Consider the following 13,886-nt stretch of genomic DNA (forward strand, 5'->3'; position numbering starts at 1 on the left):
AGGATCTGATGAAAGCCAAACCGATTGCCTATACCTTTGCAGCCCTGACCCTTGCGTCATGGACCGCCCCCGCCATCGCGCAGGACAAGCCCGTCCTGACCGTGATGACCTATGACAGCTTCGCCGCCGAATGGGGCCCCGGACCGCAGATCGAGAGCCGGTTCGAGGCCGAATGCGGCTGTGACCTGCGTTTCGTGACCGCGGGCGACGGTGCCGCGCTGTTGTCGCGGTTGCGGCTGGAAGGCAGCCGGACCGAGACCGACGTGGTGCTGGGGCTGGACACCTCGCTGACCCATGCGGCGCGCGAGACCGGGCTGTTCGCGCCGCATGAGGGGGCACCGGTGGCCTATGACCTGCCGGTGGAATGGCAGGACGATACCTTCCTGCCCTATGACTGGGGCTATTTCGCCTTTGTCTACGACAAGACCCGGTTGAGCACGCCGCCCGGGGATTTCGAGGCACTGGCGGCGTCGAACCTGCGGATCGTCATTCAGGACCCGCGCTCGTCCACGCCGGGGCTGGGGCTGCTCTTGTGGGTCAAGGCGGCCTATGGCGACCGGGCCGCCGACATCTGGACCGGGCTGGCCGACAACATCGTCACCGTCACCAAGGGCTGGACCGAGGCCTACAACCTGTTCCTCGACGGCGAGGCCGACATGGTGCTGAGCTACACCACCTCGCCCGCCTATCACCTGATCGCGGAGTCAGACCCTGACAAGGACGCCGTGGCCTTTGCCGAAGGCAATTACCTGCAGGTCGAAGTGGCCGCGAAGGTCGCCTCGACCGATCAGCCGGAGCTGGCCGACCGGTTTCTGGACTTCATGTCCAGTGATGCCTTTCAGGAAGTGATCCCGACCACCAACTGGATGTATCCCGCCGTCACGCCCGAGGCCGGGTTGCCGGACGGGTTCGAGACCTTGACGGTGCCTTCCAAGGCGCTGCTGCTCGACCCGGAAGAGGCGGCGGCCAAGCGCGACGCGGCGCTGGACGAATGGCGCAACGCGCTCAGCCAATAGCCCTGCGGTTGGCGGCCGGTGCTGCGGCGCTGGCCGTCGTGGCGCTGGTCTTCGGCACGCTGGCGGCGGTGGCTCTGCGGGCCGAATCCGGCGCAAGGCTGATCTCTGCCGATTGGGCCGCGGCCCGGTTCACGGTGTTTCAGGCGGCGTTGTCGGCGCTCATCAGCGCGGCGCTGGCGGTGCCGGTGGCCCGGGCCCTGTCGCGGCGGCGGTTCTTCGGGCGGCGGGCGCTGATCCTGGCCCTCGGCGCGCCCTTCATCCTGCCGGTCATCGTCGCGGTCTTCGGTCTGCTGGCGGTGTTCGGCCGCAACGGTTTGCTGAACCTGGCGCTGGAAACACTGGGAACTCCGGTGGTCGACGAGCTGGGCCGTCAGGGCATCCTGCTGGCCGGGCATGTGTTTCAACTGCCGCTCTTCGATCTCTACGGCATTCAGGGAGTCCTGCTGGCACATGTCTTCTTCAACCTGCCGCTGGCGACGCGGCTGCTGTTGCAGGGCTGGCAGCGGATTCCGGCGGAAAGCTTCCGGCTGGCCGCCTCGCTGTCCCTGAACGACCGGCAGCAGTTCCGGGTGATCGAACTGCCGATGCTGCGGGCGACGCTGCCGGGGGTCCTGGTGGTGGTGTTCCTGCTTTGCCTGACCAGCTTTGCCGTGGTCCTGACCCTGGGCGGCGGGCCGCGGGCCACCACGATCGAACTGGCGATCTACCAGGCCTTCCGGTTCGATTTCGACCTCGGGCGGGCCGCGCTGCTGGCGCTGATCCAGGTCGGGATCGGGCTGGGCGCGGCGCTGCTGGCGCTGGCAGTCGGGCAGCGGGCCGCCGGCCAGGGCCTCGACCGGGTGGTGCTGCGATGGGACGGGCGCGGCTGGCGTCGTTACACCGATGCGCTGCTGCTGCTGCTGACCGCCCTGTTCATCGGCCTGCCGCTGGCGATGACCGCGATTCGCGGCTGGGCGGGGCTGTCCGGGCTGTCGGTCGGCCTTTGGGCGGCGGTGCTGCGCTCGGTCCTCGTGGCCCTGGGCGCGACGGCTCTGACGCTGCTGCTGGCCCTGCCGCTGGCCCTGCGGATCGGTGCCGCCTCGGCCCGGCCCGGCGCCCGGCTGGTCGAAGCCCTCGGCACCCTGAGCATCGCGGCCTCGCCGCTGGTGCTGGGCACCGGCCTGTTCCTGATCCTGAACCCGTTCCTGGACCCGATGGCCTGGGCGCTGCCGCTGACGGCCGTGGTCAATGCACTGATGGCGCTGCCCTTCGCGCTGCGGGCGCTGGTTCCGGCCGCGACCGAGGCGCAGCGGCGCTTTGACCGGCTGTCGGAAAGCCTGAACCTGCCCGCAGGCACCCGGCTGCGCCATGTCCTGCTGCCGCGGCTGCGCGCGCCGCTGGGCTTTGCCCTGGGGCTGACGGCGGCGCTGTCGGCGGGCGATCTCGGGGTGGTGGCGCTGTTTGCCGATCCGAACCGCGCCACCCTGCCGATGGAGATGTACCGGCTGATGGGCGCCTATCGCAACGACGAGGCGGCGGCTGCCGCGCTGCTGCTGGTGGCGCTGGCCTTCGGCCTGTTCTGGGTCTTCGAAAGGATCGGGCGCCATGCTGACACTTGAACGGCTGCATCTGCGGCAGGGTGATTTCACCCTGGATGCCGATCTGGGTGTCGGGGCCGGGGCACGGGTGGCGGTTCTGGGCCCGTCCGGAGCCGGCAAATCGACCCTGTTGATGGCGATCGGCGGCTATCTGGCGCCGGACTCGGGGCGGGTTCTCTGGGACGGGCAGGACATCACCGGCCTGCCGCCGGGCGACCGGCCGCTGACGACGCTGTTCCAGGACATCAACCTGTTCCCGCATCTGACCGTGTTCCAGAACGTCGCGCTTGGCATTTCGCCCCGGATGCGACCCACGGCCGAGCAATCGCGCCGGATCGGCGCGGCGTTGGCCGAGGTCGGCCTGGCCGGGCTGGGGCAACGCCTGCCGCGCGACCTGTCGGGGGGGCAGCAGAGCCGCGTCGCTCTGGCCCGGGCCCTGTTGCGGGCGCGGCCGTTGCTGTTGCTGGACGAGCCCTTCTCGGCCCTCGGCCCGGCGCTGAAGACCGAGATGCTGGGGGTTCTGGAAGAGGTGCTCGACCGCACCCGAGCGACCCTCCTGATGGTGACGCATGATCCGGCCGACGCGCGCGCGATCTGTCCGCAGACGATCACGGTGCTGGACGGGGTGGCGGCGGCCCCCGAAGACACGGCGGCACTGCTGGCCGACCCGCCGGCCGCGCTGCGTGCCTATCTGGGAACGCCCTAGCCTTCGGGGCCGCGGGCCGCGCGCTGGTTGCGCCGGTCGAGGCCCAGCTGATGTTCGCGCAGGATCACCAGCACGCCTGCCAGGATCACCAGCGCCGCGCCGCCGATCGTGGTCCAGGTCGGAATCTCGGAGAACACGAAATAACCAATCAGCAGGGCCAGGAGCATCGAGGTATATTCGAAGGGCGCGATGACCGAGACATCGGCGTATTTGTACGAGGCGGTCAGCAGGATCTGCCCGATGCCGCCCAGAATGCCGGCGCTGACCAGCATCAGCGTCACCGCGGGCGCGGGCCAGACCCAGCCCCAGGGCAGGGTCAACAGCGCCATGACCGAGGAGGTGACCGAGAAATAGAACACGATGGCCGTGGTCGATTCGGTCCGCACCATGCTGCGCACGAAGACCTGTGCCAGGGCCGAGACGAAAGCCGCCGCCAGCGCCACCACCGCGCCGAGCGTCTGGCGCAGGTCCTGCTCGCCGCCCAGGGTCGAGATTCGCGGCGACAGCACGATCAGCACCCCGAGCAACCCCAGGGCCACCGCGCTGAGCCGGAAGATGCGGACCCGTTCGCCCAGGAACATCGCCGCGAAGATGACGACCAGCACGGGCGCGGCATAGCCGATGGCCGTCACTTCCGGCAGCGGCAGCAGGCCCAGGGCGGTGAAGCTGAGCGCCATGCCGGTGGTGCCCAGCAGACCGCGCCAGACATGCTTCATCGGGTCTTTCGTGGTCAGGCCGTCGTTCAGATGGCCGGTATAGACCAGCCAGACGAGAATCACCGGGATGGCGAAGAAGGAGCGGAAGAACACCATCTGGCCCGGCGGCACCGAGGCGGCGCTGGCCTTGATCAGCGAGGCCATGACCACCAGAAAGGTGACCGACAGGGCCTTGTAGGAAATCGCGCGAAGAGGTTGCATCGGGCGCGACCCTAGCTGCCCGCACAGGGGCAGCAAGGGCAAACCGCGCCCGGCGACGCCTCTGGGCGTCAGTCAGTGAGGCTAGGCAGCGCTGTCAGAGCCCGCCGGCGCTGCGCTCGATCCGGGCGAAATATGCGGCCCGGGCGCTGTCCTTGCGGTCCCTTGGGCGCTGGCGCAGCAGCCGCGCCGCCCTGCTCGACCCTTCCGGGCCGTTCAGCCGCTCGATCTCGGCGAACCGTTCGGCGCGGCTTCCGTCCTCGGGGCGGCTGCGATCCAGGATATGTTTCGACATCGGTATACCTCCGTCCTTTCTGCGGGGCCGTGGCCCCGGGAAACTCAAGATAGGTCCGATGTGGCCATTCTCCAACACTTTTGCGTCAAGCGAGGCGATCCACCGCCCATCGGGCTGCGTCGGCGACCGGCGGGTCGGGGTCGTCCAGCAGCGCCTGGGCAGCCGGTTTCAGCCTTTTCAGACCCGAATTTCCGATGGCATAGAGAACATTCCGCACGAAACGGTCGCGACCGATCCGCTTGATCGGCGAGCCCGAGAAATGCTGCCGGAACGCGGCATCGTCGAGGCCGGCCAGCTCGTCCAGCCGGGGAGCCACCAGATCGTCGCGGGCGGCGTATTTCGCCTCGCTGGCGGCCCGGGCGAACTTGTTCCAGGGGCAGACGGCAAGGCAATCGTCGCAGCCATAGATATGGTTGCCCATTCTGGCCCGCAGTTCCGGCGCCACCTGCCCGCGATGTTCGATGGTCAGGTAGGAGATGCAGCGCCGCGCGTCGAGTTGATAGGGCGCCGGAAAGGCGCCGGTGGGGCAGATGTCGAGACAGGCGGTGCAATTGCCGCAATGCGAGCTTTCGGGCGCGTCGGGCGGCAGCTCGTGGGTGGTGAAGAGCGCGCCGAGGAAGAACCAGCTTCCCAGCTCGCGCGACAGCAGATTGGTGTGCTTCCCCTGCCAGCCCAGCCCCGCCGCCTGCGCCAGCGGCTTTTCCATCACCGGCGCGGTATCGACGAAGACCTTGATCTCGCCGCCGGCCTGCTCGATCAGCCAGCGGCCCAGACGCTTGAGCCTGGCCTTCAGGACGTCGTGATAGTCGCGGCGCCTTGCATAGACCGAGATCGTCGCCCGATCCGGCATGTCCAGTGTCTGCAAAGGGTCTTCCCGCGGCGTGTAGAGCTCTGCCAGCATCACCACCGAGCGGGCCTCGGGCCAGAGCGCGTCGGGCGCGCCGCGCCAGTGCATCCGCTCGGCCATCCAGCCCATCTGCCCGTGCCGCCCGGCATCGACATAGGCGGCCAGCCGCGCGGCGGCCTCGGGGATCGCGTCGGGCCGGGTCACCCGCGCAGCGGCAAAGCCTTCGGTCCTGGCCTGGGCCAGCAATCGCTGTTTCAGGGGCGCGGGGTCATCCATCGCCGCCACCATAGAGGCGCCATCGGCGCCAGCAAGCTTCCCAAAGCCCCGGCGCGCCCCCATATTGGTTGAAATACCGGAAAGGATGTCATGCCGCTCATCGCTCTCATCATCATCGGAGCCGCCGCCGGGTTCATCGCAACCCGGCTGATGAACCTGCAAAGCGATCTGATCACCACCATCGCGATCGGCATCTTCGGGGCCCTGATCGGCGGGCTGGTCCTGCGGGTGCTGCTGACGATCACCGGCTGGGCGGCCGGCTTTGTCGGGGCGGTCCTGGGGGCGATGCTGCTGATCTGGGCCTGGCGCACCTATGGTCCGCGCCGCCGCTGACGGCATCTGACGGGAGGGTCCCGGCAAGAGGTCCGCCATGCCGCGATTCACTGGATCGCTCGCGCCAGCGCCGCACCCGGCCCGGTACAACCGTGGCTACCCGTGCCGCTTTGGCCTTTTCAGTGTCTCACAAGGGAATTTCGGGGTGATTTCCCGCGCGATGCGGGCCTGCCCCGAGGCTCTGGCTAGGATTTGAACGGCGCCATACCGGCCCGCGCCAGTTCATCCGCGCGTTCGTTCTCGGCATGGCCGGCATGGCCCTTGATCCAGGCCCAGGTGACGTCATGGCGCTGCCGGGCGGCGTCGAGCCTTTGCCAGAGATCGGCGTTCTTCACCTCCTTGCGGCTCGCGGTGCGCCAGCCGTTGCGCTTCCAGCCGTGAATCCACTGGGTCACGCCGTTCTTCACATAGGCGCTGTCGGTCACCACGGTGATCGCCGACTCGCGCGACAGGCTTTCCAGGGCCGCAATCGCCGCCATCAGCTCCATCCGGTTGTTGGTGGTCAGCGGCTCGCCGCCGGACAGTTCGCGCTCTTTCACGATCTCGTCGCCCTCGCGGGCCAGCAGCAGCACGCCCCATCCGCCCGGGCCGGGATTGCCGGAACAGGCGCCATCGGTATAGGCGAAGAGGTCAGGCATCGGTCAGCAGCGCCTCAAGTTTCAGGATCGTGATCGGGCGGCCGTCATAGCCCCTGCCCGCGCCATGCGAAACCCCGGAGATGCTGAAGCCGCGCCGGCCCGGCAGTGCCGTCATCCCGGCCCAGCCGGTCGCGCACGGTCTCGGGGTCGGCGTTCATGCCCTTTCCAGCGCCAGCCGCAGACCGAGGGCCGCGAAAGAGGCGGCGAAGGCGCGGCGCAGCCAGGTCATGGCACGGGCCGAGGACAGCACCCGGGCCCGCATGGTTCCGGCCAGCAGGGCATAGAGCAGGAACACCGCAAAGGTCATGGCCACGAAACCGAGACCAAGCTGGAACAACAGCGGTTGCGGATTGCCGGCGTCCGCCGGAATGAACTGCGGCAGGAAGGCCAGAAAGAAGATCGGCAGTTTCGGGTTCAGGATGTTCAGCAGGATACCGCGCCAGATCACCCGGCCCAGGCGCGGTTGCCGGGCAGGCTCGACGCTCAACTCGCCCCGGCTCTGCAGGACGCCCCAGGCCATCCACAGAAGATAGGCTACGCCGGCCCATTTCACCGCCTGGAACAGGACGGCCGAGACATGCAGCAGCGCCGCCAGGCCCGCCATCGCGGCGGCAAGATGCAGCATGGTGGCGATGGTGCAGCCAAGCACCGCCGGCAGCCCGGCCCGCAGGCCGCCGCCCAGGGTCACGGACAGGGTGTAGATGACCCCGATCCCGGGGGCGAGGCAGACGATGAAGCTGGTCAACAGGAATTCCGGGGTCACGGGGCTGCCTTTTCTGTTCGGGTCGCCGACAGTTGCCCGGAGCACCGCTCCTGTCAACGCGGCTCAGGCCGGTTCGCGCAGCACGCGGGGCACCTTGAACTCGACATTCTCGGTCGCGGTCTCGACCCGCTCCACCGTCACGTCATAGCGGGCCCGGAAGGCGTCCAGCACCTCGTCCACCAGGGTCTCGGGGGCCGAGGCGCCGGCGGTGATGCCGACCGACCGAATGCCGTCCAGCGAGCGCCAGTCGATATCGGCCGCGCGCTGCACCAGCTGCGAATAGGCGCAGCCCGAGGCCCGGCCGACCTCGACCAGCCGCTGCGAATTGGACGAGTTGGGCGCCCCGATCACCAGCAGGGCGTCGATCCTGGGCGCGATTTCCTTGACCGCCGCCTGACGGTTGGTGGTGGCGTAGCAGATATCCTCGCGATGCGGCCCGATGATCGCCGGGAACCGTGCCAGCAGCGCCGCGACGATCCCGGCGGTATCATCGACCGACAGGGTGGTCTGGGTGATATAGGCCAGCTTCTCGGGGTCGCGCACCTGCAGCCGGGCCACGTCCTCGACGGTTTCGACCAGCAGCACCTCGCCCGGCGGCAGCTGGCCCATGGTGCCGATGGTCTCGGGGTGGCCGGCATGGCCGATCATCACCATCTGCAGGCCGTTCTCGGAATGCCGCGCGGCTTCCATGTGGACCTTGGTGACCAGGGGGCAGGTGGCATCGACGGCGATCATCCGGCGGGACTCGGCCTCGGCCGGGACCGCCTTGGGAACGCCATGCGCCGAAAAGATCACCGGCCGGTCCGAAGGGCAATCGGACAGTTCCTCGACAAAGACCGCACCCTTGGCGCGAAGCCCGTCGACCACGAAGCGGTTGTGCACGATCTCGTGCCGGACATAGACCGGCGCCCCCCATTTCTCCAGAGCCATCTCGACGATCTTGATGGCCCGGTCGACGCCGGCGCAGAACCCGCGCGGGGCGGCAAGGTAGAGGGTGAGAGGGTCGGACATCGCAAGGCCTCCGGTTCCTGCGCCGGGGTAGGGGAAACCGGGGCCGAGGTCCAGTGCCGGGCCGGTAGCCGATGTGCGGGTCTTGCCCGTCCATCGTCACCAACCGGACGATGTGCGGGGCATCAGCCTGCGCCGGCGGCCCTGAAACGGGCCGCTTCCCTGTCGGCCTAGGTTTCGACCTCGTGATCGACGTTCATCACCTCGCGCGGTTCGCGGGGCGGTCGGCCGATCACGTCCTTCAGCTCGTCCAGTTCGATGAAGTTGTCGGCCTGGCGGCGCAGCTCGTCCGCGATCATCGGCGGTTGCGAGCGGATCGTCGAGACGACCGAAATCCGAACGCCCTGGCGCTGCAGCGATTCGACCAGCGGCCGGAAATCCCCATCACCCGAGAACAGCACGATGTGATCGACCCGGGGTGCAAGCTCCATGGCATCGACGGCGAGTTCGATATCCATGTTGCCTTTGACTTTCCGGCGACCCTGGCTGTCGGTGTATTCCTTGGCCGGTTTCGTCACCATGGAAAAGCCGTTGTAATGGAGCCAGTCCACCAGCGGGCGAATGGGAGAATAGTCTTCATTCTCCAGGAGCGCGGTATAATAGAAAGCGCGAAGCAGCTTTCCCCGGCGCATGAACTCCTGACGCAGTAGCTTGTAGTCTATGTCAAATCCCAGGGACTTGGCGGCGGCATACAGATTTGAGCCGTCGATGAACAGCGCTAGCCGTTCGTCGCGATAGAACATAATCCCGGTCCTTCCAAATATATGGCCCGCCGGACGTTTCCGTGAGTGGTAGGGACGGATACAATGGCGAAACCCGAGGGTAACTAATGGAGTGGCATCTGTGTCGCAAGCCCCAGAATGGGAGGATGCAGTCACCCCAAGTTTAATCGCTCTGGGGTCGAACGCAACGTCGGCAGCCGGTGCACCGGCGGAAACTCTCCATGCCGCCCTGCGCGAGTTGAAAAACAACAACTTTTCTATCGCCGCCATTAGCCGTTTCTACGAATCACCGGCCTATCCGGCAGGTGCCGGTCCCGATTTTGTGAATGCGGCGATCCGTCTGGGCGATGCGCCGCCGCCGCAACGGTTGCTGGAAACCCTGCATCGGATCGAGGCGCAGTTCGGGCGAGTCCGGCGTCAACGCTGGGGGCCGCGGGTGCTGGATCTCGACCTGCTGGCCCGAGGCGGGACCGTGCTGCCCGATCCCGCGACGCTGCGGCGCTGGATCGACCTGCCGCCCGAGGCGCAGCGGCGCGAGACGCCCGACCGCCTGCTGTTGCCGCATCCGCGCCTTCAGGACCGCGCCTTTGTCCTGCTGCCGCTGCTGGACATTGCCCCGGACTGGCGCCACCCGCTGCTGGGTCTGACCGTCCGGCAAATGGTCGCCGCCCTGCCATCCGATGCGAAGGCGGCGATGAAACCCCTGTGAATTCGGCGCTTGCCGACCAGACTCTGCTTGTCAAGGGAAAGGTTGCGTCCTAAATAGGCCGTTCCACACACTCCCCTCGACGATTGGAGAGCCTGATGGCCCGCGTGACGGTAGAAGATTGCGTTGATAAAGTCCCGAACCGGTTCGAACTGGTGATGCTGGCCGCCCATCGGGCGCGCGAGATCCAATCCGGTTCGCCGATCACCATCGATCGCGACAACGACAAGAACCCGGTCGTCAGCCTGCGGGAGATTGCCGACGAGACCCAGAGTGCCGCCGAGCTGCGCGAGCGGCTCATCGAAAGCCAGCAGACCCAGATCGAGGTCGATCAGCCGGAAGAAGACCGCATGGCGCTTCTGATGGGGGCCGAGGCCGACCGCCCGGCGCAGGACGACATGTCGGAAGAGCGCTATCTGCGCGCCTTGATGGAAGCCCAGTCGCAGGACTGATGCACAGGAAGCCACGGTGAGACGGGATGATCGACGTTGAGGATCTTGTCTCACTGGTCCGAAACTACAATCCGCGTTGTGACGCCGGGCTGATCCGCCGCGCCTATGACTATGGCGAGCGGATGCATCAGGGTCAGAACCGGCGATCAGGCGAGCCCTATTTCACCCATCCGGTGGCCGTTGCCGCGATCCTGACCGAACAGGCGCTGGACGACGCCACGATCATCACCGCGCTGCTGCACGACGTGATCGAGGACACCAAGTCCACCTATGCCGAGATCGCCGCCATGTTCGGCCGCGAGGTGGCGGAACTGGTGGACGGCGTCACCAAGCTGACCAACCTGCAACTGAACTCGACCGAGACCAAGCAGGCCGAGAACTTCCGCAAACTGTTCATGGCCATGTCCAAGGACCTGCGGGTGATCCTGGTCAAGCTGGCCGACCGGCTGCACAACATGCGGACGATCCGGGCGATGGCGCCCGAGAAGCAGGCCCAGAAGGCCCGGGAGACGATGGAGATCTTCGCCCCGCTGGCCGGCCGGATGGGGATGCAGTGGATGCGGGAAGAGCTGGAGGATCTGGCGTTCCGCGTGCTGAACCCGGATGCCCGCAACTCGATCATCCGGCGCTTCATCCTGCTGCAGCGCGAGACCGGCGACGTGATCCACAAGATCACCAACGACATCCGCATCGAGCTCGACAAGGCCGGGATCGACGCCGATGTCTTCGGCCGGGCCAAGAAACCCTATTCGATCTGGCGCAAGATGCAGGAGAAGAGCCAGAGCTTTTCCCGCCTGTCGGATATCTACGGGTTCCGGATCATCACCCACAACCAGGCCGACTGCTATCGCGTTCTCGGGGTGATACACGAGCGCTGGACGGCGGTGCCGGGCCGGTTCAAGGACTATATCTCGCAGGCCAAGTCGAACGGCTATCGGTCGATCCACACCACGGTCTCGGGACGCGACGGCAAGCGGGTCGAGGTGCAGATCCGGACCCGGCAGATGCATGACGTGGCCGAGGCCGGGGTGGCGGCTCACTGGAGCTATCGCGACGGCGTGCGCAGCGAGAACCCCTTTGCCGTCGATCCCGCGAAATGGATCGCGAGCCTGACCGAGAGATTCGAGACCGACGAGGATCACGAGGACTTCCTCGAAGCGGTCAAGCTGGAGATGTATCAGGACCAGGTGTTCTGCTTCACGCCGAAAGGCGATGTGGTGAAGCTGCCGCGCGGGGCAACGCCGCTGGACTATGCCTATTCGATCCACACCAGGATCGGGCACAGCTGTGCCGGTGCCAAGGTGGACGGCATCCGGGTGCCGCTCTGGACCAGGCTCAAGAACGGCCAGTCGGTCGAGATCATCACCGCCGAGGGTCAGACCCCGCAGGCCAGCTGGATCGACATCGTGGTCACCGGCCGGGCCAAGGCCGCGATCCGGCGCAGCCTGCGCGAGGAGAACCGCGAGCGCTTCGTCAAGCTGGGGGCCGAACTGGCGCGTCTGGCCTTCGAACGGATCGGCAAGAAGGCGACCGACAAGGCACTGGCCACCGCCGCGCGGCAGATGGGCCTCGCCTCGGGGCAGGAGCTGCTGGCAAGGATCGGCAGCGCCGAGACCACCACCGGAGAGGTGATCCGCAGCCTCTACCCGGAACTGACCCGCACCGAGGATCGGCTTGAACCGGTCCGCTCGGTCATCGGCCTGCCCGCCGACCAGGGTTTTACCCGCGCACGCTGCTGCCGGCCGGTCCCCGGCGAACGGATCGTCGGCATTACCTATCGCGGCCAGGGTGTCGTCACCCATGCCATCGATTGCGAGGCACTGGCGGAATACGAGGATCAGCCCGGCCGCTGGGTCGATCTGCACTGGGCCGAGGGCATGCACCCGCCGATCCACTCGGTCGGGCTGGACCTGACGATCGCCAACGATACCGGGGTGCTGGGCCGGATCTGCACCCTGATCGCCGAGCAGAAGGCGAATATATCGGACCTGCGCTTCATCGACCGCAAACCGGATTTCTACCGGCTTCTGGTCGATGTCGATCTGCGCGATGTCGAACATCTGCACGCCGTCTTGCTGGCGCTCGAGGCCGACAGCGATGTCGCCGCCATCGAGCGTCACCGCGATCCGTCGCTGCGTCCGCAGGCCGGGGGCCCCCCCGTGGCCGAGGCGGCAACGGGGCGCCTTGAGCCGGCGCAGGGCCAGGGGTAGGAACCGTGGTTTTCAAGCGGCGCACGCCAAGAGGGTTCTGGCAACGGGTCCGTGATTTCATCTATCCGCGCGGTGGCTGGGGGCGGGCGATTTCCTATGTGATCCACCGGCTGCGGCGGCTGCCCGACCCGCCCTACCGCGTCGCCCGCGGCGTGGCCGCCGGGATATTCGTCTGCTTCACGCCGTTCTACGGCTTCCATTTCCTGCTGGCCGGGCTGCTGGCCTATCTCATGCGCGGCAATATCCTGGCGGCGCTGATGGCCACCTTCTTCGGCAATCCGCTGACCTTCCCGATCATCGCCACGATCTCGGTCGAACTCGGCGCAAAGATGCTGGGTCTGCCCGGCGGCATGCCGCTGCATCGGATCGTCGGGGCCTTTTCCTCGGCCTCGTTGCAGCTCTGGGCCAATCTGGCAGCGATATTCACCGCGGCTCCGACCCATTGGGACCGGCTGGGCGACCTGTTCGGCCGGGTCTTTCTGCCCTATCTGGTCGGAGGGCTTCTGCCCGGCATCATTTCGGCGGTTATTGGCTATATGGCGACGCATCGAATCGTGGTGGCCTACCAGAAGCGCCGGAAGAAAAAGCTGAAATCCCGGGTCGAAAAGCGCCGGGCGGCCGCGGCGGCGGAATCACGCAAGACGGATGCGGCCGACTCCGCAGTGACAGGAGAACATGGATGACCGGAAAGCTGCGCCTCGGAATCAATATCGACCATGTGGCCACCGTGCGGAATGCCCGCGGGTCGTCCTATCCCGACCCGCTGCGGGCCGCGCTGATCGCCGAGAAGGCCGGGGCCGACGGGATCACCGCGCATCTGCGCGAGGACCGGCGCCATATCTCGGATACCGATATCGAGGCGCTGATGGGCGGGCTGACCCTGCCGCTGAACCTCGAGATGGCGGCGACCGCCGAGATGCAGGAAATCGCGCTGAGGCACCGGCCGCATGCGGTCTGCCTGGTGCCGGAAAAGCGCGAGGAGCGGACCACCGAAGGCGGGCTGGACGTGGCGCGCGAAGAGAACCGGCTGGCGCATTTCATCGCGCCGTTGGCCGCGGCGGGCTGCCGGGTCTCGATCTTCATCGCGGCGGATGCGCCGCAGATCGAAAGCGCCAAACGGATCGGCGCGGCGGTGGTGGAACTGCACACCGGCGCCTATTGCGACTTTCACGCCGAGGGCCGGTTCGAGGAGCGCGATGCCGAGCTGGCCCGGCTGCGCGAGATGGCGACCTTCGCGGCGGGTCTCGGGCTCGAGGTCCATGCCGGCCACGGCCTGACCTATGACACGGTCAGCCCGATCGCGGCGCTGCCCGAGGTTGCCGAGCTGAACATCGGCCACTTCCTGATCGGCGAGGCGATCTTTCGCGGGCTCGACCCGGCGATCCGCGAGATGCGGCGCCTGATGGACGCCGCAAGGGCCTGA

General features: G+C 67.2%; 17 protein-coding genes. 9 read left to right on the forward strand and 8 right to left on the reverse strand.

Features of this window, described 5'->3' with window-relative positions; genetic code table 11:
* Nucleotides 1-8 precede the first annotated feature (8 nt).
* The 3 genes from thiB to NUW50_RS10650 are packed head-to-tail and all read left to right on the forward strand — an operon-like array spanning nt 9 to nt 3,299.
* Nucleotides 9-1,016, forward strand: coding sequence for a thiamine ABC transporter substrate binding subunit (gene thiB, locus NUW50_RS10640; protein WP_258289084.1), 1,008 nt, complete (start codon nt 9-11; stop codon nt 1,014-1,016).
* A complete protein-coding gene (locus tag NUW50_RS10645; RefSeq protein ID WP_258289085.1) occupies nt 992-2,614 on the forward strand; it encodes a thiamine/thiamine pyrophosphate ABC transporter permease ThiP in 1,623 nt (540 codons plus the stop codon). Before thiB ends, NUW50_RS10645 begins: the two co-directional genes overlap by 25 nt.
* Entirely contained in the window at nt 2,601-3,299 is a 699-nt protein-coding gene (locus NUW50_RS10650; RefSeq protein WP_258289086.1) for a thiamine ABC transporter ATP-binding protein, read from the forward strand. Before NUW50_RS10645 ends, NUW50_RS10650 begins: the two co-directional genes overlap by 14 nt.
* On the opposite strand, the gene NUW50_RS10655 is transcribed toward NUW50_RS10650, so the two are convergent.
* The 3 genes from NUW50_RS10655 to queG form a co-directional block, all read right to left on the reverse strand.
* Nucleotides 3,296-4,216, reverse strand: a complete 921-nt coding sequence (locus NUW50_RS10655) for a DMT family transporter (protein WP_258289087.1) — start codon at nt 4,214-4,216, stop codon at nt 3,296-3,298. The genes NUW50_RS10650 and NUW50_RS10655 overlap by 4 nt on opposite strands.
* Before the next feature lie 94 nt (nt 4,217-4,310).
* A complete protein-coding gene (locus NUW50_RS10660; protein WP_258289088.1) occupies nt 4,311-4,508 on the reverse strand; it encodes a hypothetical protein in 198 nt (65 codons plus the stop codon).
* Between the two features lie 85 nt (nt 4,509-4,593).
* Entirely contained in the window at nt 4,594-5,631 is a 1,038-nt protein-coding gene (gene queG / locus NUW50_RS10665) for a tRNA epoxyqueuosine(34) reductase QueG (protein ID WP_258289089.1), read from the reverse strand.
* Nucleotides 5,632-5,721: 90 nt separating this feature from the next.
* Here queG and NUW50_RS10670 point away from each other — a divergent pair, with 90 nt between their 5' ends.
* Nucleotides 5,722-5,964 (forward strand): GlsB/YeaQ/YmgE family stress response membrane protein, encoded by a 243-nt coding sequence (locus NUW50_RS10670; protein WP_258289090.1) that lies wholly within the window; start codon nt 5,722-5,724, stop codon nt 5,962-5,964.
* 185 nt (nt 5,965-6,149) lie between these two features.
* Here the strand turns inward: NUW50_RS10670 and rnhA are convergent, their stop codons facing one another.
* From rnhA to NUW50_RS10695, 5 genes are all read right to left on the reverse strand, one after another.
* The gene (gene rnhA, locus NUW50_RS10675) at nt 6,150-6,602 is read right to left on the reverse strand and encodes a ribonuclease HI (RefSeq protein WP_258289091.1); all 453 of its coding nucleotides are present in this window, start codon (nt 6,600-6,602) and stop codon (nt 6,150-6,152) included.
* The gene (locus NUW50_RS10680) at nt 6,595-6,717 is read right to left on the reverse strand and encodes a hypothetical protein (RefSeq protein WP_258289092.1); all 123 of its coding nucleotides are present in this window, start codon (nt 6,715-6,717) and stop codon (nt 6,595-6,597) included. Before NUW50_RS10680 ends, rnhA begins: the two co-directional genes overlap by 8 nt.
* A gap of 39 nt (nt 6,718-6,756) precedes the next feature.
* Complete coding sequence (locus tag NUW50_RS10685; RefSeq protein ID WP_258289093.1) at nt 6,757-7,365, reverse strand: LysE family translocator; 609 nt, start codon at nt 7,363-7,365, stop codon at nt 6,757-6,759.
* 63 nt (nt 7,366-7,428) lie between these two features.
* Complete coding sequence (gene ispH / locus NUW50_RS10690; RefSeq protein ID WP_258289094.1) at nt 7,429-8,376, reverse strand: 4-hydroxy-3-methylbut-2-enyl diphosphate reductase; 948 nt, start codon at nt 8,374-8,376, stop codon at nt 7,429-7,431.
* 167 nt (nt 8,377-8,543) lie between these two features.
* Nucleotides 8,544-9,116 (reverse strand): LabA-like NYN domain-containing protein, encoded by a 573-nt coding sequence (locus NUW50_RS10695; RefSeq protein WP_258289095.1) that lies wholly within the window; start codon nt 9,114-9,116, stop codon nt 8,544-8,546.
* A 100-nt stretch (nt 9,117-9,216) separates the two neighbouring features.
* Here NUW50_RS10695 and folK point away from each other — a divergent pair, with 100 nt between their 5' ends.
* The 5 genes from folK (at nt 9,217) to NUW50_RS10720 (ending at nt 13,886) form a co-directional block, all read left to right on the forward strand.
* Nucleotides 9,217-9,804: a 2-amino-4-hydroxy-6-hydroxymethyldihydropteridine diphosphokinase gene (gene folK, locus NUW50_RS10700; RefSeq protein WP_258289096.1), complete on the forward strand. Its 588-nt coding sequence runs from the start codon at nt 9,217-9,219 to the stop codon at nt 9,802-9,804.
* Nucleotides 9,805-9,899: 95 nt separating this feature from the next.
* Complete coding sequence (rpoZ, locus tag NUW50_RS10705; protein ID WP_258289097.1) at nt 9,900-10,253, forward strand: DNA-directed RNA polymerase subunit omega; 354 nt, start codon at nt 9,900-9,902, stop codon at nt 10,251-10,253.
* Nucleotides 10,254-10,279: 26 nt separating this feature from the next.
* A complete protein-coding gene (locus tag NUW50_RS10710; RefSeq protein WP_258289098.1) occupies nt 10,280-12,463 on the forward strand; it encodes a RelA/SpoT family protein in 2,184 nt (727 codons plus the stop codon).
* A gap of 5 nt (nt 12,464-12,468) precedes the next feature.
* On the forward strand, nt 12,469-13,146 hold the full coding sequence (locus tag NUW50_RS10715) for a DUF2062 domain-containing protein (protein WP_258289099.1): 678 nt from the start codon (nt 12,469-12,471) through the stop codon (nt 13,144-13,146).
* The gene (locus tag NUW50_RS10720) at nt 13,143-13,886 is read left to right on the forward strand and encodes a pyridoxine 5'-phosphate synthase (RefSeq protein ID WP_258289100.1); all 744 of its coding nucleotides are present in this window, start codon (nt 13,143-13,145) and stop codon (nt 13,884-13,886) included. The genes NUW50_RS10715 and NUW50_RS10720 overlap by 4 nt, the downstream gene beginning before the upstream one ends.

It is taken from the genome of Frigidibacter sp. ROC022 (assembly GCF_024723735.1).
In the GTDB taxonomy this organism is placed as follows: domain Bacteria; phylum Pseudomonadota; class Alphaproteobacteria; order Rhodobacterales; family Rhodobacteraceae; genus SLM-1.